Genomic DNA, 21,763 nt, shown 5'->3' with positions numbered 1-21,763 from the left:
AGGTATGGAAGGGATTCCGGTCGTATGTTCCGTTGATGGAACATTCGCCATTACCTATACTTTTCCTCTAGAATGCCAAATTGGCAAACCAGCGGAAGAGGAACCACGGTGGATTGCTCGGGGAAATCTCCCGGCAAACCAGGGTTTGTGGTGATTAAACCGCGATCATGATAGCAAGGATTCCTGAAGTCGGCGTATCGTAAATAGAACGGATTGGGGAGGATGGAGACGGATTTGACGGAAACCGGCGATAAACTGGAACTTTCCTGCATCGGAAAGTACAACCAGGCAGACCTATTGCGCTTGATCGATCAAATCTCCGAGGCCCGTTCCCGGAATCCGGAAGTGCGGAAATGCCTCATGGATGCCCTGAGCGCGGAAATCCAACTGGGCGGGATTGGCGAGTTCTTTGTCGGGGAATATGCCGCAAAACGGCTAGGTGGCATGAAGATCGCGGTTCTGGCCTTACCTGGCCAAATCAGTAACCTCCTTGAAAACACGGCCTATAATAGAGGATTAAAAATCCGGATGTCGACCACCCGCGAGGACGCCGAAGCCTGGTTGGCCGAATAGCGCCAGACCCGAATCGCTTGAATTGGACCGGGGGGAAGGTAGTTTCACCCTAAAGGTGCGCCCCGCGCCTGAAAAGGATTCCAGTCCATGCCGACCGCCAGCCATCTGAAGCGCTATAAGGATATCGCGGGCTTATTCCTGAAATACGGCCATTCCGATCTCGCGGATAAGATGCATCAGGACATTCCCGGCATGTCCGAAGAACGGGCCCGGGAAGTCGAACCGGGTAAACCGGAGGAGTTCGCCCGCGATTTGGAAGAGCTCGGCCCCACTTACATCAAGCTCGGGCAATTACTCTCCACCCAATCCACTTGGATCCCCGAACCGTACCTCCGGTCGCTGGAGGAATTGCAAGACAGCGTGCCGCCTTTCCCCGTCGAGGAAGCCGAACGCATCCTCGAGGAGGAATTGGGCGGCCGGATCAAAAAGATGTTCCGGGCATTCGACCCCGTCCCGCTGGCCGCCGCATCCCTGGCTCAGGTCCACCGCGCCGAGACCCATGACGGTCTGGAGGTGGTCGTCAAGATCCAGCGGCCCAATGTCCGGCACATCGTAGCGGAGGATCTGGACGTTCTGGAAGAGGTGGCGGGATTCCTGGAGCGCCATACCGAGGCGGGCCGGCATTACCGGTTCCGCGAGCAGATGGCGGAGCTGCGTAATTCGCTCTTGCGGGAATTGGATTACCGCCAGGAAGCCCGCAACATGGAGTTGATGGCCGACAACCTGGCGGAATTCCCGGACATCCTGATCCCGCGGCCGGTGCACAGCTATTCGGCGGGCCGGGTGCTGACCATGCAGTATCTGGCCGGGCGGAAGATCACCAAGCTCACCCGCCTGGCGCGCCTGGACGTGGATGGCGCCCGCCTGGCCGAACAGCTCTACCAGGCTTTCATGAAGCAAATCCTGCTGGATGGGTTGGTGCACGTGGACCCGCATCCCGGCAACGTGTACCTGACGGACGACAACCGGCTCGCCTTGCTCGACTTCGGCATGGTGGGCTATCTTCCGCCCCGGATGCAGGGCCAATTGGCGAATATGCTGGTGTCCATCGCCGAAGGGCGCGGCGAGGACGCCGCGGAGATCGCCCTGCGCCTTGGCCGCCGCGAGGAAGGTTTCGACCCCGTGAAGTGGCGGGACCTCACGGCCGCCATGGTGGCGGAGTTCCGCAACCTCAAGGCCGCGGACATCGCGGTGGGCCGGTTGTTCTTGAACATCGCGACGGTATCGGAGCGAGCCGGCGTGAGCCCGCCGCCCCAATTCGCCATGCTGGGAAAGACCTTGCTCAAGCTGGATCGCGTGGCCAAGGCGCTGGCTCCCGATTTCAATCCCAACCGGACCGTGCGCGACTATGCCTCGCAACTGATGCAATCGCGCCTGCTCCGCGCCATCAGCCCGGGCCGGATTTTCCACACCGCCCTGGAGGCGAACGAATTCCTGCAACAGTTGCCGGGCAAGCTGAACTCCCTCTTGGAGATGGCGGTCAACAACGAACTGCGGGTGCGCGTGGAGACGCCCGGGGAAGATCAATTGATCACCGGCCTCCAGAAGATCGCCAACCGCATCACCATGGGGCTGGTATTGGCGGCCTTGATCATCGGCGCGGCCCTGATGATGCGCGTGGACACGCCTTTCCGGCTGTTAGGCTACCCGGGCCTGGCGGTGCTCTTGTTCCTGGGCGCCTGCGTGGGAGGATTGGTACAGATCCTCAATATCCTGACGGGAGATAAGCGGCGGCACCGGCCGGCTTGAACGCCGGCGGGCATCGATCGTGAGAGGCAGCCGGATCGCTAAGGGGCTTCGGCCCGGCGCGGTTCCGAGACGGGGCATTCCCAGCCGGAATGCCCGCTCTTGTTCCGGTCGATGCCGAAACGGGGGGGCTGGTAGAAGACCATCGCGCCCGCGGCTTCGCCTCCGGCACCGAACTCGGTATTCTCCCCGCAATCGCGGTATTCGGTGGGCTCGGCGAAAAGCGCGGGACCGCCCCAGGCGACACGATGCTCCTTCAGATAGGTTTCCGCTTTCCCCGTTTCGTAGAGGGAGATGGTAACGCCGGTGCGGACCGAGGCCTCCAGGCGCGCGAAGGATTCCATGGCGATGGTACGGCCCCATGCCCCGCCTTGCCCGGCCTCGAAGGAAACGGGATTCTCCTGCGAGGGAACGGGATTCTCCTGCGACGCCCGGGCCAGGGCCCGCGTATCCAGGTAAGAGAGGTGCAATTCCCCCGGCGAGGCGAGGATCCAATCGGCGAAGGGCGCCACGGCCATGGTGGCTTCCGGCGTGCCGCCATGGCAGGCGGAGAGTACGACCAAGGCGAAGGGTTTGGCGGGCGGGCAGGCCGGCCCCCCGAAACGGACCAAGCCGCGGGAGAATCCCGCCAGGGAGAAGGCCACATCGGGGCGGGAGCGGAAGTAGGGTACCTTGCCGGTTACGGGGATGCCGTGCCCGAAGTAGCAGAAGACGCGCACGGGCCCGGCCGCCGCGGGCGCCCCGCAGCGGCGGGGAGCGGGCAGGGCCGAGAAGCGGGCGAAGAGACCGGCCTCGGCGGCTAGATCGTCTTCGCCGCGGGAAGGATCCTCGGGCCGGGCGGCGGGATCATATTCGCGGTTGCGGCTATAGGGGAGCCGGCGGACCAGGCGGCCCTTACGGTATTGCCACAAGGTTCCGTCCGAACCGGGGAAGATTCGCAAGAAGCGCGTCGGGCGTTGATGGAAGATGAAGACCTCGGCGGCGGAAGCGTTCTCGGCGGTCTCGCGGGCCTGGGCCAGCGCCTCGCGATCGGCCTCGTGCCTCGCGCCGGCATCGTCGTACCAGACATAGCCGCCGTCGCCGTGGATCACGTAGATGATTTGATAGCGCAAGGACGAGTCGGCGGGCCCTTGCGCGAGGCCGGGCGCCGCGATGTCCGCGGCGGCCGTTTGCGATTGGGGAGGGAGGCGGGATGAAGCGCAGCCCTCCAGCCCGGCGGCCAAGGCGGCCAAGGCGGCCAAAGCCGCCGCCCAGGCCCATAAGCGGGCCGATCGCTTTTCCATTTCAGGTTATCAGCAACAGGACCAATAGGATCACGATCAGCGCTCCCGCGCTGATGTAGACGCCGCCGCCGACGGGGGCCTGTTCCATATCCTGGCGCACGTAGGCTGCGAATTCGTCCAACTCCCGATCCTCGACGCGCGCGAAGCCTCGGGAGCCGTCGAGTTCGGCCTGGTAAGCGAGATACTTGCCCAGCACGGTGTGCAGTGATTGCCTATCCCCCTCGGGCAGCGAGGAAAGCGTTTCCGCCTTTTGCAGGCCCTCTTCCATATGTTGGAAGAATCCGGCCAGGATGCGGCGTTTTTCGGCCGGATCCGGCGCTCCTTTCACTTCCTGCGCGACATGGCTCAAGGCCGCATGGTATCGCTCCTCGAGGACTTCGCCGGCTTTTCCGGCATGGGCGAGACGGGGAGCGGACAGGCAGGCCGCCGCCACCATCAGATAAGGGGAAATGCGTGCGAAAGCGGTAAAGCTCTTGCGCATGGGGCCTCCGATGAAAAGGTGTCGCTAATCGTTCCAGATCGAAAGAACACTTTACGGGTAGGGGGCGCAAGCGGGAGAACGGGATAAAAAACGGGGAAATGGAAGGCGGGACGGACCTGATCCCCGATTCCGCGCGTCAGACAGGCAGTAACGCTCCGGTTACGGTCGCGTTCCCGGGGGACGCCAGCCACAGGATGGCGGAAGCGATGGCTTCCGGCCGGGTCCATTGGGAATGGTCCGCCCCGGGCATGGCGGCCCGATTGGCGGGCGTATCGATGGTGTCGGGCAGGACCGCGTTGGCGAAGATGCCTTCCGCCCGGCACTCGGCGGCCAGGGAACGGGTAAGTCCGGCCAGGGCGGATTTGGCGGAGACGTAGGCGATCTTGCCGCCGGGATGATCGATCGCGGCCCGAGCGGCCACGTTCACGATGCGGCCGCCGGCCTGCCCGACGGCGGGGCCGTTAGGGCCCGGAACCAGGGCGCCCGCGCGCATCCGTCTTACCGCCTCGCGGCAGGCGAGGAAGGTGGTGACCGTATTGATGCGCCATTGGGCCATGAAATCGTCCAGGGAGGTTTCCGTCACGGGCGCCATGGAGAATCCCCCGGCCACGTGCACCGAAGCCCATAGGGCGGGTAGCGCCGCGTAGTATTTGGCCACCGCGGCTTCGTCGAGCAGATCCAGCTCGGCGCGCGCGGGGGCGTGCACGATGGCGCCCGCCGCGCGGAAGGCCTCCGCCACCGAGGGGCCCAGGCCGCCGCCGGCTCCCGTAACCACCACATGCGTTCCCTGCAATGACCCGGCCATGCATCCTCCCGCGGAAAGCGATGGCCGCTAATATAGCCATGTGCCTATTTTGTCCGCCATGCCGGAATCGGAATATGAGCGTATCGCCCGCGTCTTGGCCCATCTCGCCGCCGCATGGAGGGATCATGGGGATCTGGAAACTCTGGCGAGCCTGGCGGACGGGGCCGTCGCCATCGATGTTCTCGCGGGTTCGGCGCGTCATGAATCCGCCGGCACGATTCCCCTGCGCCTGGCGTCCGAGCTGAAAACGGCCCTGGCGGAGCGTCTGGCCCGCAAAGGCATCGACCCGCGGGAATTGCAGGCGGCGGAGCTGATCCTGCGCGTCGGCACGGGCGCCATCCCGACGGACCGCGCCCGCATCGTGCATTTCGATTTCGATCTCGAGGTCCGCCTATGGGCGGCAGGCCGGGAATACCGGGCGGTACGGCGCGAAGATCACGTCTGGCATGACCGGGCGACCGGCTAAAGCGCTTATCTCAATGGGTGGCCTTATCCACCGCATGGTCGATCTTCTTTCCCGCCTTCTCGGCCGGTCCATCCGGCGTTACCGCGTCATGGATCTTGTCCCCGGCATGATCGATCTTTTCGCCCGCCTTCTCGCCGGGCCCTTTCTTGCCGCATCCCGTGAACGCGAGGCCGATGCACAGCGGCAAGGCGATCAATGAAGCCATCCTTTTCATAAATTTACCTCCGGCCCCCACGGGCCATAGGGCGAAGATAAATTCCGGAGGAAGCATGGAAATCGAAATCTGGTCCGACGTCGTTTGCCCCTTCTGCTATCTGGGGAAACGCCGGCTGGAAAAGGCTTTGGAGGAATTCCCCGGCCGGGACGAGGTGAACGTGACCTGGAAAAGCTTCCAATTGCATCCGGGGTTGAAGGCCAAGCCGGGCCTGGGGCTCGAAACCTACCTAGCCGAACGCAAAGGCTGGTCGCTCTCCCAGATCCGCGCCAACCACGATCGTTTGGCCCAGGCCGGCGCCGAGTTGGGCTTGGAATACCGATTCGAGAAGGCGGTGATCGCGGATACCTTCGATGCCCATCGGTTGATCCAATTGGCCAAAGCCGAGGGAAAGGGCGAGGCGTTGGAAGAGCGCCTGTTCCGCGCATATTTCACCGAGGGGCGGGACCTGGGCGAAGCGAAGGTATTGGCCGGGCTCGCGGGCGAAGCGGGTATCGATCCCGTCAAGACCGCGGCCGTGCTGGCGGATAAGGAGTCCTTCGCCGCGGAGGTGCGGGCCGATATCGAGGAGGCGGAGCGGCTGGGAGTGACCGGAGTACCATTTTTCGTGTTCGATCGGCGCTTCGCGGTTTCCGGCGCCCAGGACGCGGAGGTTTTCCGCAGGGCGCTGGCCCAGGCGACCGAACCTTAAGGACGTTCCATGCGGCCGTCGGGATGCCGGGCGAAGCGGCCGTCCCCGGCCGGATGCGCCGGATCGTCCGAAGGCCACGGCCAACCCCCGAACTGGGTCTGCTGGTATTCGCGGATGGCCTGCTCGATCTCCCCTTGGGTATTCATCACGAACGGCCCGTACTGCGCTACCGGCTCGCCGATCGGGCGTCCTTGCAGCAAGAGGAATTCCGTTTCCTCCTTCCCGTTGCGGATCGGAGCGGGCGCCTCCCCCCGGAGCCGGACGGCATGCCCGGCGGGAATCTCGCGGGCGCCGATGCGCATCGAGGCGCCGCGGTGGAAGTACAGGGTGCGGTTGGCGCCCGCCGCGGCTGGAGGCAAAGTCCATTCGGCATACGGATCCATGCGCGCGGTCCAGATCGCCACGTCCGATTCCGGCCGGGCGGCCCAGGAATGGGGCGGGGGAGGAGGGGCTTGGGAATCCCCCAGTCGCCCGGCCACGACGGTAACTTCGGTGCTACGGCCTTCGCGGTCCCTCTCGGCATGGATGGGTACGGCTTCGGCCCAAAGCATGGTGAAATGCGGAACGGCCAGCTTGTCGGAGGCGGGAAGATTCAGCCAGATCTGGAACAGCTCCAAGGGATTGGGCGCCCTTTCGTCCACCAGGGGGAACATTTCCGAGTGCAGGATCCCCTTGCCGGCAGTCACCCATTGCACGTCGCCGCGCCCGCGTTCGCCGCGTCCGGGCCCGAAGCGCGCCGCCGCGCCCAGGGAATCGCAGTGGTCGATGAGGCCCCGGCGCGCGATGGTCACCGTTTCGAAGCCGCGGTGGGGATGTTGCGGGAAACCGGGAATGGATTCCCCGTGGTACATGCGCCAGCCGTCCTTGCCAGCGAAGTCGTTACCGAGATCACGCCCCGCCAGGGAAGCCGCCGGGCCCAGCCGGCCGTTGCCCGCGGGATAGGCGTCATGATGGTAGGCGCAGAAAAGGAAAGGATCGGGGGTTTTCCAGGGAAAGCCCAAGGGCACGGTGCCGAGGATGGGATCGTTCATTGTATCAAGATAGATGCCTTGGCCGCCGGACCGTATAGGCCCGGCGGCCGGTTTAATCAATAGGCGCCGCGCGCGGTGCGGGACGTGTCTGCCACGTTGCCCTGGGTGATGATCCCGCAAGCGACGTTGGTCCAAACGCTGACGCCGGCCTGGGGCGGTTCCATGTTGGTGCGCGCCTGCAGGACGACGCTGCGGCCGATGATGGACGCGTTTTCCGAAGGGTTCAGGCTGAGGACCGATGTACGGAAGGTTCCCGAGCCCGTTCCGGAAGTCCCCAACTGGATGCGGCCCGCGAGGCTATCCGCAATCGAATTCGAGTCATTTCCCGGTGGGAACGCGCCACCGCTGGACTCCGGGGAGAGGCAATTCCCGCTCTGGCGGATTTGCAGTTCGTACATGGTGCCGGTCAGCCCGGTAATATCGTCGGTCGCGACGGTTACGGAATCGCCTTCCTGCCGGAACCGCACCGTACCGCGGATGGTACTGTCCGTATAACCCCGCAAGGCGGCGATGGCGGACGTGGTGTCGTAGAGCCCGGCGGTCGAACCGGTGCTGCTGTAATTGCTGGAGCAGGCGACGAGCGCCGAAGAAATAGAAATCGTGGCAAACATCACGAATTTACGCGCCGGGCTATGCATGGGCGTCTTCATGGGATCCTCCTGGAAGAGATTGAACCTGGGGAGATCGATTAGGGGATGAGAATAATTACGCTTTGCCCTCGGACGCGGCGCAAGCGTCGTGATTCGGTAAGATAACCGACAGGTTTCCGGACAAGGGCGGGCGGCCCCGCGACCCGGCTCGTGCGATCGGTGGGTCTGCGGCCTACACGGCTTCCAGCGCCTGTCCGATGTCCCAGATGAGATCCTGGGGGTCTTCCACGCCCACCGACAAGCGGATGAGCTTATTGGTGATGTTCATCTCGGCGCGATGATGTTCTTCCACGCCGATATGCGTCATGGTGGCGGGATGCTCGGCCAAGGATTCGGTGCTGCCCAGGCTCACGGCCAGCTTGATCAACTTGAGCCGGTTCAGGAAACGGAACGCGGCGGCCTCGTCGGCGGCGGGATCGGAAGCGCCGTGGGCGGCGTCCGGGCGCTTGACGTCGAAGGCCATCATGGCGCCGGGCGAATTGTGTTGCTGCTTGTAGATGCGGTACTGCTGCCCATCCTCAGCGGTGAGCAAGCCCAGGTAATAGACCTTCCCGACCTTGGGATGCCGGGTGAGCCAGGCGGCCACCTCTTGCGCGTTGGCGGCCTGCCGCTCCATGCGCACCTTGAGGGTCTCCAGGCTCCGCATCAAAAGCCAGCCCGTCATGGGCCCGGCCATGTTGCCCAGGAAGGTTCGCAATACCTTCACCCGGTGGATGAGTTCTTTGCTCCCCAGGCAGGCTCCGGCGATCACGTCGCTATGCCCGCCGATGTATTTGGTCGCCGAATACAGGACCAGATCCGCGCCGTGCTTCAGGGGATGCTGCCACAGCGGCCCCATATAGGTGTTGTCGACGGCGATAAGGATCCGCCGATCGGGCCGGGAGAAGCGATCGGCGAGGCCGCGGCAGGCGGCGATGTCGATGAGCGCGTTGGTGGGATTGGCCGGCGTCTCGATGAAGATCATTGCGAGCTTGGCCGACTTGCCCGAGGCTTCCAGCCGACGGGCGATGGCTTCCGGTTCCTCGCTGGGCTTGAACTCCATGGATTCGATCCCGATCTTGGGCAGGAAGGCCTGGATGAAATGATCGGTGCCCCCGTAGAGCGGCGCGCTCATGAGGATCAAATCGCCCGGCTTCAGGAATTCCAGGAAAGCGGTGGTGATGGCTCCCATGCCGCTTTCGAACACGGCGCAATCCTCGGCCTCGTCCCAGAGGGTGAGGCGATCCTCCAGGATCTCGAGATCGGGATTGTTGATGCGGCTGTAGATGAGCCCGCTCTTTTCCTTGGGCCGCTGCTCGCGCAGGCCATAGGCCACTTCGAAGAAAGCCTTGCCTTGCTCGGCCGAAGGGAAGGCGAAGGTGGAGGTCTGGAAGATGGGGCTTTTGATGGCGCCTTCCGACCATTCCGGATTGTAGCCGTAGCTCATCATGAGGCTTTCCGGCTTCAACTTCCGGTCGTGATCCGTCTTGCCGTTCTTGCGCGCGCGCATGGCTCCTCCTCGGTTGGCCTGCCTATCATAACATAGACGCCCTAGCGGGGAAAATCGATTCCCGCCAGGGCGGCGCAAGCGAGGGCAAGAAGCCTCCGCCGGAAGGGCCTGCCCAGGCCCGGGGTTCTTTACTTCGCCGACAAGTCCACCTCGATCAGGTCCCCGACCTTGGGATAGGCGAACCCGTCCATCACCGCGGCGACGGGTTGCACCTTGCCCTCGCCGGGGCCGCCCATGCCGGGAGCGCTTTCGCGCGGCGCCTGGTTGGGTCCCACGCCGGGCGCTTCGTTCATTTCGGTGCCGGCGTCCCAAAGCGAGATGTCCCCGGTAACGTCGCCGCTACGGAGGTACGCGCCGTTCCAGAGGGAGATGCCGTCGCCGCCGGGTGCGAAGAAGAGATCGTTGCTTTGGCCGAACATGGTGGCGAGGAAAAGCACGTCGCCTTCGCGGGGCATGACGTCGAAGGAGACCGAAGCCCCGCCGGCGAAGGCGGCGGTCCCGGCGGCGCCGGATTGGATGCCTTGCGAGGCCAGGTAATCCATCAGGGCTTTCGGGTTGCCTTCCTCGGCCAGGGATTCCAGGCCTTTGCCGTAGTCGGGAGAGCCTTGGGCGAAGAGGAGATCCTTCTTGTTCGCGATGGCCCAAACCACCGGGGAAAGCGGCGTGGTTACGCCCGTCGCCATGGCCAGCGCGGCGGCCCGGTCGGCGGGATTTCCGTCTTCCGACAGGCGCTCCAGGCCGGCCGGCGCGGCGGCGCCGATGGCGAAGATCGGCGAGCTTCCGGAGTGGACGGAGAAAGCGCCCGGGCCCACCGGCGTCACCGATCCGTCCAGGACGTCGATGCGGGCCTGGAACTTGCCGCCGCCCTGCGGCATGAGGGTAACATGCAGGTTATTGCCCGCGCGGCCGAAATCGTATCCGGCCAGATTCATGGCGGCCTCCTTGGGATTGCCGTCCTCCGCCAGCCTTTCCAGGCCCATGCCGGCATCCTTGGCGCCGGGGGTGAAGAGCGCATGATGGCCCAGGTGGACCTGGTACACGACGGGGGAGAGGGGCGTGGGCGATTCCGGCAGCACGGACAGGGTAACGCGGAACTTTCCGTCGCCCAAGGAAGCCAGGCGGGCGGAGAGGATCTTGGAAACGTCCGCATAGGCGGAATCGGTTACCATGCGGACCTTATCGTCCGGATCGGCCGCGCCGGTATTGGGGGCCGCCTGGCGAGGGGCCTGGTTCGGGCCCGCCCCGATCGGCTCATCCATCTCGGTGCCTAGGTCCCAAAGCTTGATCGACGAGGTGATGTCCTCGTTCCGGGGCGCGCCGGAGGCGTCGTACAAGTCGATTCCCATGGTATCCGGCGCGAAGAACCAATCGTTGCTCTGGCCGAACATGGAAGCGAAGCTGATGCGGCTGCCCTTGGGCGCGGTGAACTCGAAGGCGAGGCTGTCGCCGGGCTTAGCGGGCGCGGACCCGAAGGCGGCCACCGGGAACTCCGGCACGCGGCGGACATGCGCGTCGGGATCGGCGGGCCCGGTATTGGGCGCGGCCTGGCGCGGCGCCTGGTTGGATCCTTGCAAAGGCGGCTGGTCTTCCTCGGTGCCCGCATCCCATACGTAGACTTGATCCGTTACGTCCCCGGAGACGGGCGCGCCCGCGGCGTCATAGAGCGGAATGCCCGCGGTGTCGGGGGCGAAGAACCAATCGTTGCTCTGGCCGAACATGGACGCGAAGCTGAGGCGGCTCCCCTTGGCGGCATAAAACTCGAACGTAAAGGAGGCGCCCGGTTTGGCCGCGCCCGAGCCGTAGGTCCCGGATACGGAGCTGCTGAAGGCGGGGGCCTTGCTTTTCACGGTAACCGTAAGGGCTTGGGTCGCATCGTTCTTGTCCGTATTCATACAGGCGGAAAGGCCTCCCAAGGCCAGGGTGGCCAGGGACAGTGGCAGGGAGCGGCGAAATCGTATGGGATTGGGCATGGGAACCTCCTATGGGGGTGATGACGAAGGGAATTTTGTATTCCTGGAAATACGTCTTTAGTCGATAAGCGGCGTTACATATCTTTTTAAAAGATTTTTTGTATTCCAGAATGTATATTTGGAATACAATGCAGCCCGCTTCCGGCGATCCCCTGAAAGGCCCTTCCAAGGGTCTGGAATCCGTTTTCGCGTATACGGATTTTCGCCGCTACCTCCGGGATTTTTACACCGACCGGAAGGGGAGTACGCGACGCTTCTCCTTCCGCGCTTTCGCCCAAGCCGCGGGGTTCTCATCGCCCAACTTCATCCAGTTGGTGATGGACGGGAAGAAGAACCTGGCCGGGGATTCGGCGAGCCGTCTTGCCGAGGCCATGGGCCTGACGGGCGAAGAGGCGGCGCATTTCCTGGACCTGGTCCGCTTCGCCCAAGCCAAGGACGTGGAGACGCGTAGCCGCGCGTTGGAAAGCCTGGAGGCCCGTCAGCGACGCGATGGGCCGGCGCTCCTGGCGGATGACGACGCGGCCTATCTCGCGCATTGGTATTTGCCCGTGATCCGGGAGTTGGCCGCGCTGCCGGGCTTCTCGGAAGATCCCGCCTGGATCGCGCGGCGTCTCGGCTTCCCGGTCCCTGCGAAGGACATTCGTGCGGCTTTGGACTTCCTGGAACGGAAGGGCTATCTGGCGCGGGTCGCGGCGAATGCGAAAGGCGCGGGACGTCTGGTGCCCAAGCAGGCGACCTTGGCCACCGGAGGCATGGAGCCGGGAGCGCTGGCGCGGGCGGCCCGGGCCTATCATTTGCAGATGGCGGAGTTGGCGCGGCAGGCCATTTTCAAATTGCCGCCCGATCGGCGCCTGATCGCCAACACCACCCTCAGCCTTTCCGCCGAAGGGTATGCGCATGCGTTGGCGCGTATCGAAGCCTTGCGCGCGGAACTGCTCAAAAGGGCGGAAGGCGATTCCGCGCCGGCGGGCCTGTACCAATTGAACATCAACCTCTTCCCCTTGACCCAGGAGGATGCGCCATGAGGGCGCGCTGCGCATTAGCGGGCACGGGCCTGGCCCTCGCCGTATTGCTGCCGTCCGGGTGCGTGAGCGGAGGCGGAACCGACGTCGGCAACGCCTTGGTTCAAGGCCAGGTGATGGACCAAGGCGTAGCGGTGTCCGGGGCGGAAGTGATCCTGATGCCCGCCGGATACAATCCGGTGATGGACTCCGCTGCGGGTGCGACGCGCACGGCTTTCACGGATGCGTACGGGGAGTTCCGTTTCACGGGGAAGGCCATGGGCGCCTTCACCCTGGAAGTCCTGCATCCGACGGAGCCGCGCATGGACTGGATCCATCCCGCCCACGCCTTGGCCGCCGGGGAGACCCTGACGGTGGCCTCCGAGCTTGCCGCCGCGCGTACCCTGGCCGTTTATCTCCCGGCGGACGCTCCGCCCGACGCCTACGCCTTCCTTCCGGGCAGCGACGTTTACGCCCGCCGCGAGGGGGCAGGGGAAACCTTGCGGTTACCCCATGTCCCGGCGGAATCCCTGGCGGTGATCGCGATCGGGAGCTTGTCGTCGCCTACCGGCATGGCCTACTATCCCATCGCCGCCGGCCCCGCCGATACGGCCGTGGATCTCCGCGGCGTTTCCCCTTCGCCGCATTAGATCCATCCTATCCCGGCCCCGGTATTATTACCTTCGATGGCGAAGGGACTCTTCCATGGGTAAAGGCCGGCTCGAAGCGTTCAGCGACGGCGTCATCGCCATCATCATCACCATCATGGTGCTGGAGATGAAGGTGCCCCACGGGACGGATTGGGCATCCCTTCGGCCCGTTTTGCCCACCTTCTTCTGTTACGTGCTCAGCTACGTTTACCTGGGCATCTACTGGAACAACCACCATCATCTCTGGCATGCGGTCAAGCGCGTGGGCGGAGGCGTGCTCTGGGCCAACCTGCATCTCCTGTTCTGGCTTTCCTTGGTCCCGTTCGTCACCGGTTGGATGGGCGAAAACCATTTCGCGCCATTGCCCGTGGCCCTGTACGGCGGAGTGCTGTGGGGGGCGGCCGTATCCTACACCATTATGGTTAGGGGGTTGATCCGGTTGCATGGCCGCGAATCCACCTTGGCGCGGGCCATCGGACAGGATCGGAAGGGTTGGATTTCGCTGGCGATTTACACGACCGCCATCCCGGCGTCATGGCTAAGCCCGTTGATTGCGGGAGCGGGGTATGTCACGGTAGCTATCATCTGGCTGGTGCCGGATCGCCGGATCGAGAACGCGCTGCTGAAAGCCGGGCAGGAACCTTGAACCTTTGGAACAAATCATTTTATGGGTTCGTCTAAAGCCAATGCGCCATAAATCCCCGTTCGCTTCGACCCTCATGATGTGCCTGCTTGCGGCCGGCCTCGCCCCTAGCGAAGTCGCGGCCCGCCGCGTCCCCAAGTCTCCCCAAGCCGCGGTGTTGGAAACCTTGGGCGGAGCGGCAGGGGGCGCCTTGATCGGCGCGGCCGGGAGCTTAATCGTCGCCTCGCAATTCAAGAAAAATGGCTGCGAGGATTTGCAATGCAGCACCGCCGAGGGGATGGGGATTATCCTAGGCGGTATGCTCGGATACGCGGTGGGTAATCCCTTGGGGATCTTTTTGACCGGTAAAGCCATGGATCCGGGCGGCTCTACGGCCGGCGCGGCGGTATGCGGCTTCTTGGGCCAATTGATCACTATACCCCTGGTCTTTTCGGCCAACGCGAATTTGGCGCTGCCGGCCATGCTCATCCTGCCCGCCGCGGCGGGAACCTTCGGGTACTATCTCAACGCCGACGATGCGGAATTGAACGAAACCTCCCGACGCCTGCGCGAGGCGCGCGCCGCGGAAACGCTCGCCCGGACCGGCCCGCCCGGCGCGTCTCCCGTGGCCAATCGGTTCCGCGCCGACCTGCTTACCTTCCGCTTTTGAAATCCGTTTCCGGCGCCGCCCACCGCCCGTCCGGGAGGTAACGCGCGGGTTTCCCCCCGAAAGCGGGAATGCCCCGGCCGTACCAAAGCATGGCTCCGGCGCCAGGCCCGGTCCCTGGGGGCGCATTGGGCGCTTTTCCCCGCCGCCGCGCAAGCCCTATCACCGTTCCTGTTTCGTAGGCACCGATATCCAGCTTGCCATCGGAGGGTCGCGCCAGGGGTTCGTCAGCCAGGGCGCGGAAGGGCGGGGAGAAGACGGGCGGGAAAGCGGGGGACGGGAAGGCGAAGCCGGCGGGGCCCGCGGGCGCGGAAGGGCCCGCATCGATCAAAGGGCTGCCGGCCTTGGGGCGGAAATCGTTTGCCGCCAGGGAAACGAATCCGGGATCGGCGCCTTGCAGGGTCCCGGTCCATTCCGACGGGACGTTGGCAGCGCCGATGGTGATCCAATTCCCGCTCCCAGCGATCACCGCATGGCCTTGGGTCCAGGCCGCTTCGGCGACGCGCATCAGGTTCAGGCTCCCGCCCGTCCCGTGGAATACGTTGCCGTGCATCTCCACGCTTTCCAGGCTGTCGAAGCAGCGGAACACGGCCCCCGTGCCGGCGATGACGGTGTTGAAGGCGAAGCGGTAACGTCCGTGGGACTCCCCCGTGCCGTCGCCGCCGATGCGGAATACGAATCCGTTGCTGTCGTTGCCGGCGGCGGTCCTGCGCTTGCGGAACACGTTCCCCAGCACGTCGGAATCCTCCCGCTTGAGGCGCGGGTCCCATCCGTCCGGCGCGCCGCCGGGATCGGGCCCGATCAATTCCAGCTCATGATAGTAGGCGCCTTCGATCCAGTTGTACTGGATCTCGTTCCGTTCGGCCCGCGACTTGACGTTGTTGCCCCCGTTGGCGTCATGCAAGTAGCAATAGCGCATGCGGAATACGCTGCCGGGATGGTGCACTTCGTCGGTGGCCATGTAAATCTGGTGGTTATGATCCCCCGATCCGCAATGGTAGACTTCGCTGCGCTCGAGTAGTAGGGAGCCCGATCCCTGATCGCCGCCCAGTAGGCCCTGCAAGGGGCAATCGTGGATGACCACGTCGCGTACCGTGAGATCGTCGGATTGATGGTAGAGGCAGCGGGAGGTGCCGCCGGTGATTTCGAAACCCTGGAACACGTAATGATCCGCCCCGTGGTCGTAAGGATCATCGCTGCGGAAATGGACGGTATTGGCGCCGCCGGAGATCAGCGGTCGCTTACCTTCCACGGCCAGACCCTGGACTACAATGGGGGCGAGGGCCGTTCCGGGCCGCGTGAAGACGACGGAAGCGTAGGTGGCGTTGCCGTCCACGTACAGGCTATCGCCGGGGTTCAGCTTGCCGACCACGTCGGCGAAGGCCTTGTCGGTCCGCGCGGGGCCGATATGGTAGACCGCCGCCGATACCGAAGCCCATGTCGCGAAAATCAACCCGAAGGCGCGCCTGATTTGGGTATCCATCTATCCTCCCCGGCCGGACGTTTCCCTCATCTTACTTCAGTATCCTTCCCCGAAGGCGGTTTCCCGCCGGCGAATTCCGGGACCGGCGCCTTGCTGGAAATGTGGGTTACCCGGACGGTGAAAAAGAGGAGCATTTTTTCCGGGCCGGGGACACCTGCAAGGGGCGCGGCCGTCGCCTATAGGTAGAGCCGGGCCGCAGCCATTCGGGAGTGAGCGGTCGAAGGGCGGAGTTGCTACCTATTCCGGATGCATTCCGCGACTTCCCGGAGCATTCATGACCGCCGTGCCTTTCTTAAAATCGCCCTACTACCAACTCCTCCTCCCGGAGCTGGCTGGCCTTTCCGGCGCCGCCGAGGAGATCCGCAGACATACCGCGGAATATGCGGCCTGGATGGAAAGCCTTCCGGAAGACCGGCTCGATCGGGCCTACGCGCCCGGCAAATGGACGCCGCGGGTCCTGCTCGGCCACGTGGTCGACTCGCATATCATCGTGGCCTTCCGCATCCTCAGTTTCGGCCGCGGTGAGGTACGCGAACTTCCCGGCGCGGATGAGAACCTATGGGCCACCGTGGCCGGGCATGAGCGGATCCCCTTGGCCGAACTGTTGCGCGGATACCGGGCGGCCGCCGCGACGACGGACTGGATCGCCGGCACCCTGCCCCCGGACGCCATGGATCGGACGGGCGTTGCCAACGGCATCCTGCTTACGGTGCGGGAGCTGCATTCCTACATCATCGCGCATGAGCGGCATCATCGCCGCGTCTTGGCCGAGAAGTACAGGCTGTAACGTCGGCCTCCGAGCCGCGACCCACGGGGGTTGATGACCGATCCCGGAGGTTTTGATGCGCTTCGCCCTACTCGCCGCAGTCGCTTTACCGCTGGCTTCCGGGATTGCCGCATCCTCCGTGATTGCCCGACCCACCGGGGTCGCCCGACCCTCCGGGGTCGCCGTTGTCGAACTCTTCACCTCCGAAGGCTGCTCCAGTTGCCCTCCCGCCGATCGCCTGCTCGCGGACATCGCTTCGGAAGCGACCCGCGGCGGCCAGCCGGTTTTCGCCTTATCCTTCCACGTCGATTATTGGAACGGCCTCGGCTGGGCCGATCCCTTCAGCCGCCCGGCCTATAGCGAACGCCAAAAGTCCTATGCCGACGCCTTGGGCGGAGGCGTGTATACGCCCGAGATGATCGTGAACGGCAGGGCCGCCTTCGTCGGCTCCGATGCCGCGCGGGCGCGCAGCGAGGTACGACTGGCCTTGGGGCGGCCGGCCGCGGCTCGTTTCGAACGGCTCCGCGCGCTCGGAAAGGACGGAATCGTACAGGTTACCTTCGCGGTGGCAGGGGCTCCGCCGGGGTCCTTGATCCGGGTGGCCCTGGTCCATCCCGATACGGCGGTCGCCGTACGGCGAGGGGAGAACGGCGGCCGGAGGTTGGCGCATCATGGCGTGGTCGCCGCTTTCGCGACCTTACGACTTGATGCCGGCGGAAATGGGGAGAGTCGCTTGCCCCTGCCCGCGGGGGCCCGGGCCGAAGCCCTACGGGCCGTCATCTATGCGCAGAATCCGGAATCGCTGGAGGTGCTGGGCGCGGCGGAAACGGGGATCGGGGCGGGATAGTTTGGCTTAAGCGTCGGACGCATCGCGTCGCCGCGTTTGCGAGGCGCCGGATGCGATCCCAAGACCCAGTAGTATCACCGCGCCGATGATGACCCAGACCTGCGGCGCCCCGAGCCTCAAAGCCCCGTAGGCCAAACCGCCGATAATCATGACGAAACCAAGCATGTATAGGCCGAACGTGGACATGGGAAGCCCTCCCACTGCTAATATATTTTCGGTCGCGCCCGGGGCAAATCGGCCAAAATACGACCGTCGACGCGGGCAGCCGGGATCCGTCCGGTCCGCCCTGTCTTCTTCTTCACGGCCCTCTTCCCCCGGATGGGAACGGAAGCCAAGGTCGTATCCCAGCCGGTGATGCCCATGATGCGGGCGATCATCGTGTTGGCGATCTCCTGATGTTGGGCCAAGGTGGGATGATACTGGCATCCCGATCCTACGGTTTTACATTCCTGCCAGTACACGCGCTTATGCCCCAGGCTCGTGGTCTCCGCTGCCACGGCCGACTTGGCGGCCGCATCCATGCCCCCGGTCGCCGAAATGAACAGGATGGCCGCGTCCGGATAATGACCACGGATGGTGGTAACGAAGTCGTGCATCGCGGTGGCGAACTGCTGGTCGGTGGCGCCCGCATTCTTGTCGTTGATCCCCAGGAAAACGCTCACGATATCCGGCTTCCAGGCGAAGTCCCAAGCCGGCGTGGGGACCGTCCCGATGGTGTCGAAGGTATCCGGGTATTTCTTGGGCATGACAGTCTTCCCGCTCAGGCTTTTGGCCAATCCGATCCCCGATTCCGCCACGATGATGTCCTGGGCATGGAAGGCCTTGCTGGTCAGGCGGGCCCAGGCCTTATTGGTATTGGTGTTGGCTTGCTGCTCGGTGCAGGCCTCGTTGAAATATCCCGCCGTCCAGGAATCGCCCACGAACTCCATTTTCCGGGTCGGTTTCGGGGTGGCGGCCAGGCTGCCGCCGTCGGCTAGGTAAACGCCGCCGAAGGTCGCGATGTTCGGATAGGGTTCATTGCGCCGGATGACGCGGATTAGATGCTTATCCGCGGAGAGCCCGGCCGCCAGGGCGTATTTCTTCGAACTAGCTGAATTGGCGTTGATGGGCGTCGCCTGGATCGTGCCGTCGATCTCGACGTCGTAATAGCCCGCCCCATCCGCCATTTCCATGCCTACGCTGGCCGTGGCGGCCACCGTGAATTCGATGGCGGATCCGGACCAATCGAAGCGCGGGGCCTTCGGGTTCGAGAAATCGAAACGACCATAATAATTGATAGCCGGATTATCGGGAGCCAGCAGGATGTCCGCCGCCCGGGCCGCGCCCGCGAAGGCCATCCACGCCACCGTGATGTTCACCAGCCCATGCCTGCCGAATCGTTTGCCCATCGAATCCATTCCGCAACCTTTCCATCCAAGCCGGTGGCGTTCCGCCCGGGCCCGCGGCGATTTGTCCGCACCCGCGGCGCTGGACGGAAATCTATAGTTATTTTTCCGGAATGCCCCCTCTTTTCGACACTCCCGGCCTCCACCATATCGGACTCCGCTGCGGGGATTTGGCCCGCTCCCGCCATTTCTACGGAACCGTCCTCGGGTTCCCGATTCTCCGCCCCGAACCCATCCTCATCTTCCAGGCGGGATCGGCCATCATCGCCATGAAAGGCCCCGAAGCCGCGTCGCCCCCCGGCGACGTCTTCAATCCCTTCCGCATCGGGCTGGATCACCTCGCCTTGGCCTGCCGCGACGAGGCCGAACTCCAGCGGGCGGCAGCCGCATTGACGGCAGCGGGTGTGGAGCATACGGGCGTGAAGTCGGATCCTTACTTGGGCGGCCGCAAATACCTGGCCTTCAAGGATCCGGATCGTATCGCCTGGGAATTCTACATGATCGCCTGAGAGGTCGTCGCCACGGCGGTCGCGAGCCACGATACAACGCCGGCTTATAGGGCGATCTGGCAAGCCAAGGTCGTTTCCAGGTTCAGCACCAGCAGGTCCCCGATGTTCGCGCACTGGAGGAAGCGATCATCCTTATGGAAACGGCGCAGGCCCGCCTTCAGTTCCTGGGTCTTCTCGGGAAGGGAAAGCTCCCCGAAGCGCATGGCCTCCGTCAAGCGGACCACCTGTTCCTTGGAGAAATTCAGGCGCCGGGCGATCAGGGTCCGCTCTTCCAATTGGTACTGGCGGATGGTTTGCACGTTCAGGATTTGCCCGCACAAATCCACTACTTTCTTGTTGTCCGGGAAGAAGTGGGGAAGGTAGGCCTGGATTTTCCCTTCATAGCTCTGCTGATCGAAATCGATGGCCCGCACCCGGTATTGCTCGTCTTCGAAATCGGGGGTGATATCGACGACGTAGTTGTAGGCCCGCATATCCCCCAGCAGGCGCGCGAAGCAGCGCTCGTTGAATTTCACGAATTCCTTGGCGATGCGCACCTTGTTCGTCGAGGTCCGGTCGAGTATCTCCGCCAGGAAGACGTCTCCCGGGATGCCCGCGATATGCTCCTCGATCAGGGTATTGCCGCTGACCATGTAATTGATGCGGTTGGGGGATAGGATATCCTCCAATTCCAATCCGTAGATGCGGGACGCGTCCGCTTTCTTCACGTAGAAATGATCGTAGTTGTCGTTGTACTGGTTGACGACCCGCACCCGGAAGGGGTTCGAGTTCCCGAAGGCGCAGAAGTCCACCCGCTCGACGTATAGATGATCGGTAATGGCCTGATCGCCCGCCGCCTTCAATTGCGAATAGATCTGGGTCAGGCCCTTGTAAATCTGTTCCTCATCGGCATGGTAGTACATGCACGTGGCCCAGAGCGTGTCCTTGTCGTTCTTGTCCATCAAAGGCGTGGCGGCCTGATAGCGGGACAGATCCGCGTAGCTGACGGGCAAATCCCGGGAACGGGAGTAAGACTTCAGGTATTCCTGCAGCGGGTCGCTGATGGGGAAGAGTTTCTTTTTGCGGGATATGATTTTCATGCGGATCCGCCTGGCCTATCCATTATTTACCGCACTCGGGCCGCTTAGTCAAGGAAGCGGGCGAATCCCTAGAAAACGTACCCCAGGCCGAAGTTGATATCGCCCGATACGAAGTAATAATCGGGAATCGACAGCGGAACGGTGAAGCGGCCGGAAGACTGGACCACCCCCGATTTCGATTCTTCATTCAGCCCGAGGTTTGCCCCTATGCCGATGGCGAACGTCGCCAGGAAGCCGTGGAAATGCCATTGCATCCCCCCGTATTCGATCGGTTGCAGCCCGATGAATTCGTATTCATTCCTGTCTTCCCGGTACGTCGTGGTGCCCGGGATGAATTGCATGAATTCCGAGTACCTCCAATGCCAGCGGATAAGGTTGACCCCCGGTTCATGGAAGAAGGAAAAGCCGGTTTCCTTGAACAGGAAGCGTCGCGAAAACCCGATCCTCAGCCAACTGAACTCCTCGGTGCTCGGCGTGTATTGCGGCGTTGCGTTGCAACCGTAGCAGTCCGATTCACTGTTATTCCCGAACCAGGAGGCTTTCAGGAAATACCACTTCCGGTCCTTTGCGATAAGCACGTCCGCGTTGACCATCGGGACCTTGCTTTCGATGGCCATCTTGTACTTGTAGGGCTGCAGGGAAATCCCGTAGGACGTCCGCGCGGTTTCCCCGGGAATGGAATCGTTCGGTTCGGAAAAGCATTCGACGGCAAGCAGAAGCAATGCGGCGAGGACCGGCAATCTCATGGAACACACCCTTGTATTTGATTCGGCCCGTCCAATTTAGCACAATAAGCGCGGCCGCGGCCCGGCTCCGATGCCGGCGGCTATGGGAGATCCCTTCCGGCTCAGAGCTCGTCGTATTTCTTCCGCGAGCCCTTCGCCTTCCGGACGGGATATTTCACCGCGTTCTTCTTAAGCTTGGCCCGGATGATTTTCCCGACGTCCAGGCCGTAGCCGTCGGCGAGCAGGAACGCAGCGTACAAAACGTCGGCCAGTTCCTCTGCGAATCGTTCCCGATCGATTTCCTCATGGCCTTTCCAAAGGAAGACCTCGAGTAATTCCGCCGCCTCCACGTTCAGGCAGATGGCCAGGTTCTTGGGATCATGGTATTGCTTCCAATCCCGGGCATCGCGGAATTTCTTGATGTCCGCGACGATGGCGCCGATTTCCGATTGCGCGGTCCCGGTTACGGATTTTGCGATTCCGGATTTTGCTTTAGGCGTCTTCGCCTTGGCGGCGGGCTTCGGGATTTTCTTCCGCATCAAGTCGCCGCGCGGACGGCCCAACGCAGCTTGGCGCATGAGCTTCTGGGATTGGACCGGCGTTCTTCCGGGGATGGCCGGATGGGATCGG

The 21,763-nt window shown here is 63.6% G+C and carries 25 protein-coding genes and 1 pseudogene (1 of these 26 cut by a window edge); 11 read left to right on the top strand and 15 right to left on the bottom strand.

The genetic code is table 11. The features are described 5' to 3' along the window. The first annotated feature begins 234 nt into the window (after window positions 1-234). Both JF616_09920 and JF616_09915 read left to right on the top strand, forming a co-directional pair. Complete coding sequence (locus JF616_09920; protein MBW8888059.1) at window positions 235-573, top strand: hypothetical protein; 339 nt, start codon at window positions 235-237, stop codon at window positions 571-573. A gap of 87 nt (window positions 574-660) precedes the next feature. Continuing rightward, window positions 661-2,322, top strand: coding sequence for an AarF/ABC1/UbiB kinase family protein (locus JF616_09915; GenBank protein ID MBW8888058.1), 1,662 nt, complete (start codon window positions 661-663; stop codon window positions 2,320-2,322). Window positions 2,323-2,360: 38 nt separating this feature from the next. Here the strand turns inward: JF616_09915 and JF616_09910 are convergent, their stop codons facing one another. The 3 genes from JF616_09910 to JF616_09900 all read right to left on the bottom strand — a co-directional run bounded on the left by JF616_09910 (window position 2,361) and on the right by JF616_09900 (window position 4,888). Next, window positions 2,361-3,602, bottom strand: coding sequence for a hypothetical protein (locus tag JF616_09910; protein MBW8888057.1), 1,242 nt, complete (start codon window positions 3,600-3,602; stop codon window positions 2,361-2,363). A 1-nt stretch (window position 3,603) separates the two neighbouring features. Then, window positions 3,604-4,083, bottom strand: a complete 480-nt coding sequence (locus tag JF616_09905; protein ID MBW8888056.1) for a hypothetical protein — start codon at window positions 4,081-4,083, stop codon at window positions 3,604-3,606. A 136-nt stretch (window positions 4,084-4,219) separates the two neighbouring features. Beyond that, complete coding sequence (locus tag JF616_09900; GenBank protein ID MBW8888055.1) at window positions 4,220-4,888, bottom strand: SDR family NAD(P)-dependent oxidoreductase; 669 nt, start codon at window positions 4,886-4,888, stop codon at window positions 4,220-4,222. Window positions 4,889-4,928: 40 nt separating this feature from the next. Between JF616_09900 and JF616_09895 the strand changes: the two genes are divergently transcribed. Further along, entirely contained in the window at window positions 4,929-5,354 is a 426-nt protein-coding gene (locus tag JF616_09895) for a hypothetical protein (protein ID MBW8888054.1), read from the top strand. Between the two features lie 10 nt (window positions 5,355-5,364). Here the strand turns inward: JF616_09895 and JF616_09890 are convergent, their stop codons facing one another. Continuing rightward, a complete protein-coding gene (locus JF616_09890) occupies window positions 5,365-5,568 on the bottom strand; it encodes a hypothetical protein (GenBank protein ID MBW8888053.1) in 204 nt (67 codons plus the stop codon). A gap of 55 nt (window positions 5,569-5,623) precedes the next feature. Here JF616_09890 and JF616_09885 point away from each other — a divergent pair, with 55 nt between their 5' ends. After that, on the top strand, window positions 5,624-6,259 hold the full coding sequence (locus tag JF616_09885) for a DsbA family oxidoreductase (GenBank protein MBW8888052.1): 636 nt from the start codon (window positions 5,624-5,626) through the stop codon (window positions 6,257-6,259). On the opposite strand, the gene JF616_09880 is transcribed toward JF616_09885, so the two are convergent. The 4 genes from JF616_09880 to JF616_09865 all read right to left on the bottom strand — a co-directional run bounded on the left by JF616_09880 (window position 6,256) and on the right by JF616_09865 (window position 11,399). Continuing rightward, window positions 6,256-7,290 carry a pirin family protein gene (locus tag JF616_09880; protein MBW8888051.1) on the bottom strand — a complete coding sequence of 345 codons (1,035 nt, stop codon included), beginning with the start codon at window positions 7,288-7,290 and terminating at the stop codon, window positions 6,256-6,258. The two genes, JF616_09885 and JF616_09880, sit on opposite strands and share 4 nt — an antisense overlap. A 56-nt stretch (window positions 7,291-7,346) precedes the next feature. Beyond that, window positions 7,347-7,940, bottom strand: a complete 594-nt coding sequence (locus JF616_09875; GenBank protein ID MBW8888050.1) for a superoxide dismutase family protein — start codon at window positions 7,938-7,940, stop codon at window positions 7,347-7,349. Between the two features lie 172 nt (window positions 7,941-8,112). Continuing rightward, window positions 8,113-9,429 carry a cystathionine gamma-synthase family protein gene (locus tag JF616_09870; GenBank protein MBW8888049.1) on the bottom strand — a complete coding sequence of 439 codons (1,317 nt, stop codon included), beginning with the start codon at window positions 9,427-9,429 and terminating at the stop codon, window positions 8,113-8,115. 128 nt (window positions 9,430-9,557) lie between these two features. Further along, on the bottom strand, window positions 9,558-11,399 hold the full coding sequence (locus tag JF616_09865; GenBank protein MBW8888048.1) for a spondin domain-containing protein: 1,842 nt from the start codon (window positions 11,397-11,399) through the stop codon (window positions 9,558-9,560). 128 nt (window positions 11,400-11,527) lie between these two features. Between JF616_09865 and JF616_09860 the strand changes: the two genes are divergently transcribed. From JF616_09860 to JF616_09845, 4 genes are read left to right on the top strand one after another with little or no spacing between them, the layout of a single operon-like run. Continuing rightward, entirely contained in the window at window positions 11,528-12,424 is an 897-nt protein-coding gene (locus JF616_09860) for a TIGR02147 family protein (protein ID MBW8888047.1), read from the top strand. Further along, the gene (locus JF616_09855) at window positions 12,421-13,050 is read left to right on the top strand and encodes a carboxypeptidase regulatory-like domain-containing protein (GenBank protein ID MBW8888046.1); all 630 of its coding nucleotides are present in this window, start codon (window positions 12,421-12,423) and stop codon (window positions 13,048-13,050) included. The genes JF616_09860 and JF616_09855 overlap by 4 nt, the downstream gene beginning before the upstream one ends. A 55-nt stretch (window positions 13,051-13,105) precedes the next feature. After that, complete coding sequence (locus JF616_09850) at window positions 13,106-13,696, top strand: DUF1211 domain-containing protein (protein MBW8888045.1); 591 nt, start codon at window positions 13,106-13,108, stop codon at window positions 13,694-13,696. Window positions 13,697-13,736: 40 nt separating this feature from the next. After that, entirely contained in the window at window positions 13,737-14,342 is a 606-nt protein-coding gene (locus tag JF616_09845; protein MBW8888044.1) for a hypothetical protein, read from the top strand. On the opposite strand, the gene JF616_09840 is transcribed toward JF616_09845, so the two are convergent. Next, entirely contained in the window at window positions 14,326-15,822 is a 1,497-nt protein-coding gene (locus JF616_09840; protein ID MBW8888043.1) for a hypothetical protein, read from the bottom strand. The two genes, JF616_09845 and JF616_09840, sit on opposite strands and share 17 nt — an antisense overlap. 274 nt (window positions 15,823-16,096) lie before the next feature. Between JF616_09840 and JF616_09835 the strand changes: the two genes are divergently transcribed. Continuing rightward, window positions 16,097-16,609, top strand: coding sequence for a DinB family protein (locus JF616_09835; protein MBW8888042.1), 513 nt, complete (start codon window positions 16,097-16,099; stop codon window positions 16,607-16,609). Between the two features lie 55 nt (window positions 16,610-16,664). Continuing rightward, window positions 16,665-17,435, top strand: a complete 771-nt coding sequence (locus JF616_09830; GenBank protein ID MBW8888041.1) for a DUF1223 domain-containing protein — start codon at window positions 16,665-16,667, stop codon at window positions 17,433-17,435. Window positions 17,436-17,441: 6 nt separating this feature from the next. Here the strand turns inward: JF616_09830 and JF616_09825 are convergent, their stop codons facing one another. Both JF616_09825 and JF616_09820 read right to left on the bottom strand, forming a co-directional pair. Further along, complete coding sequence (locus JF616_09825) at window positions 17,442-17,621, bottom strand: hypothetical protein (GenBank protein MBW8888040.1); 180 nt, start codon at window positions 17,619-17,621, stop codon at window positions 17,442-17,444. A gap of 17 nt (window positions 17,622-17,638) precedes the next feature. After that, window positions 17,639-18,823 carry a hypothetical protein gene (locus JF616_09820; GenBank protein ID MBW8888039.1) on the bottom strand — a complete coding sequence of 395 codons (1,185 nt, stop codon included), beginning with the start codon at window positions 18,821-18,823 and terminating at the stop codon, window positions 17,639-17,641. A gap of 110 nt (window positions 18,824-18,933) precedes the next feature. Here JF616_09820 and JF616_09815 point away from each other — a divergent pair, with 110 nt between their 5' ends. Beyond that, window positions 18,934-19,329: a VOC family protein gene (locus JF616_09815; protein ID MBW8888038.1), complete on the top strand. Its 396-nt coding sequence runs from the start codon at window positions 18,934-18,936 to the stop codon at window positions 19,327-19,329. 44 nt (window positions 19,330-19,373) lie between these two features. Here JF616_09815 and JF616_09810 read toward each other — a convergent pair whose 3' ends face one another. The 4 genes and pseudogenes from JF616_09810 to rsmH form a co-directional block, all read right to left on the bottom strand. Then, a complete protein-coding gene (locus JF616_09810) occupies window positions 19,374-20,408 on the bottom strand; it encodes a hypothetical protein (GenBank protein ID MBW8888037.1) in 1,035 nt (344 codons plus the stop codon). Between the two features lie 68 nt (window positions 20,409-20,476). Further along, a complete protein-coding gene (locus JF616_09805; GenBank protein ID MBW8888036.1) occupies window positions 20,477-21,154 on the bottom strand; it encodes a hypothetical protein in 678 nt (225 codons plus the stop codon). Window positions 21,155-21,255: 101 nt separating this feature from the next. Next, complete coding sequence (locus JF616_09800; GenBank protein MBW8888035.1) at window positions 21,256-21,672, bottom strand: nucleotide pyrophosphohydrolase; 417 nt, start codon at window positions 21,670-21,672, stop codon at window positions 21,256-21,258. Then, window positions 21,672-21,763 (bottom strand): annotated as a pseudogene (gene rsmH, locus JF616_09795) (16S rRNA (cytosine(1402)-N(4))-methyltransferase RsmH) (it continues 970 nt past the right edge of the window). The gene JF616_09800 and the pseudogene rsmH overlap by 1 nt, the downstream one beginning before the upstream one ends.

This window comes from Fibrobacterota bacterium (assembly GCA_019509785.1).
In the GTDB taxonomy this organism is placed as follows: domain Bacteria; phylum Fibrobacterota; class Fibrobacteria; order UBA11236; family UBA11236; genus Chersky-265.
The sequence above is the reverse complement of the archived record's forward strand: the minus strand, read 5'-3'. Positions and strand labels throughout refer to the sequence as shown.

What these genes read in the sequence shown, in the direction of transcription:
- JF616_09915 (MBW8888058.1), top strand. Translation starts at nt 661, where the DNA reads ATGCCGACCGCCAGCCATCTGAAGCGCTATAAGGATATCGCGGGCTTA.
- JF616_09910 (MBW8888057.1), bottom strand. Translation starts at nt 3,602, where the DNA reads ATGGAAAAGCGATCGGCCCGCTTATGGGCCTGGGCGGCGGCTTTGGCC.
- JF616_09905 (MBW8888056.1), bottom strand. Translation starts at nt 4,083, where the DNA reads ATGCGCAAGAGCTTTACCGCTTTCGCACGCATTTCCCCTTATCTGATG.
- JF616_09900 (MBW8888055.1), bottom strand. Translation starts at nt 4,888, where the DNA reads ATGGCCGGGTCATTGCAGGGAACGCATGTGGTGGTTACGGGAGCCGGC.
- JF616_09890 (MBW8888053.1), bottom strand. Translation starts at nt 5,568, where the DNA reads ATGAAAAGGATGGCTTCATTGATCGCCTTGCCGCTGTGCATCGGCCTC.
- JF616_09885 (MBW8888052.1), top strand. Translation starts at nt 5,624, where the DNA reads ATGGAAATCGAAATCTGGTCCGACGTCGTTTGCCCCTTCTGCTATCTG.
- JF616_09880 (MBW8888051.1), bottom strand. Translation starts at nt 7,290, where the DNA reads ATGAACGATCCCATCCTCGGCACCGTGCCCTTGGGCTTTCCCTGGAAA.
- JF616_09875 (MBW8888050.1), bottom strand. Translation starts at nt 7,940, where the DNA reads ATGAAGACGCCCATGCATAGCCCGGCGCGTAAATTCGTGATGTTTGCC.
- JF616_09870 (MBW8888049.1), bottom strand. Translation starts at nt 9,429, where the DNA reads ATGCGCGCGCGCAAGAACGGCAAGACGGATCACGACCGGAAGTTGAAG.
- JF616_09865 (MBW8888048.1), bottom strand. Translation starts at nt 11,399, where the DNA reads ATGCCCAATCCCATACGATTTCGCCGCTCCCTGCCACTGTCCCTGGCC.
- JF616_09860 (MBW8888047.1), top strand. Translation starts at nt 11,528, where the DNA reads ATGCAGCCCGCTTCCGGCGATCCCCTGAAAGGCCCTTCCAAGGGTCTG.
- JF616_09855 (MBW8888046.1), top strand. Translation starts at nt 12,421, where the DNA reads ATGAGGGCGCGCTGCGCATTAGCGGGCACGGGCCTGGCCCTCGCCGTA.
- JF616_09850 (MBW8888045.1), top strand. Translation starts at nt 13,106, where the DNA reads ATGGGTAAAGGCCGGCTCGAAGCGTTCAGCGACGGCGTCATCGCCATC.
- JF616_09845 (MBW8888044.1), top strand. Translation starts at nt 13,737, where the DNA reads ATGCGCCATAAATCCCCGTTCGCTTCGACCCTCATGATGTGCCTGCTT.
- JF616_09840 (MBW8888043.1), bottom strand. Translation starts at nt 15,822, where the DNA reads ATGGATACCCAAATCAGGCGCGCCTTCGGGTTGATTTTCGCGACATGG.
- JF616_09835 (MBW8888042.1), top strand. Translation starts at nt 16,097, where the DNA reads ATGACCGCCGTGCCTTTCTTAAAATCGCCCTACTACCAACTCCTCCTC.
- JF616_09830 (MBW8888041.1), top strand. Translation starts at nt 16,665, where the DNA reads ATGCGCTTCGCCCTACTCGCCGCAGTCGCTTTACCGCTGGCTTCCGGG.
- JF616_09825 (MBW8888040.1), bottom strand. Translation starts at nt 17,621, where the DNA reads ATGTCCACGTTCGGCCTATACATGCTTGGTTTCGTCATGATTATCGGC.
- JF616_09820 (MBW8888039.1), bottom strand. Translation starts at nt 18,823, where the DNA reads ATGGGCAAACGATTCGGCAGGCATGGGCTGGTGAACATCACGGTGGCG.
- JF616_09815 (MBW8888038.1), top strand. Translation starts at nt 18,934, where the DNA reads ATGCCCCCTCTTTTCGACACTCCCGGCCTCCACCATATCGGACTCCGC.
- JF616_09810 (MBW8888037.1), bottom strand. Translation starts at nt 20,408, where the DNA reads ATGAAAATCATATCCCGCAAAAAGAAACTCTTCCCCATCAGCGACCCG.
- JF616_09805 (MBW8888036.1), bottom strand. Translation starts at nt 21,154, where the DNA reads ATGAGATTGCCGGTCCTCGCCGCATTGCTTCTGCTTGCCGTCGAATGC.
- JF616_09800 (MBW8888035.1), bottom strand. Translation starts at nt 21,672, where the DNA reads ATGCGGAAGAAAATCCCGAAGCCCGCCGCCAAGGCGAAGACGCCTAAA.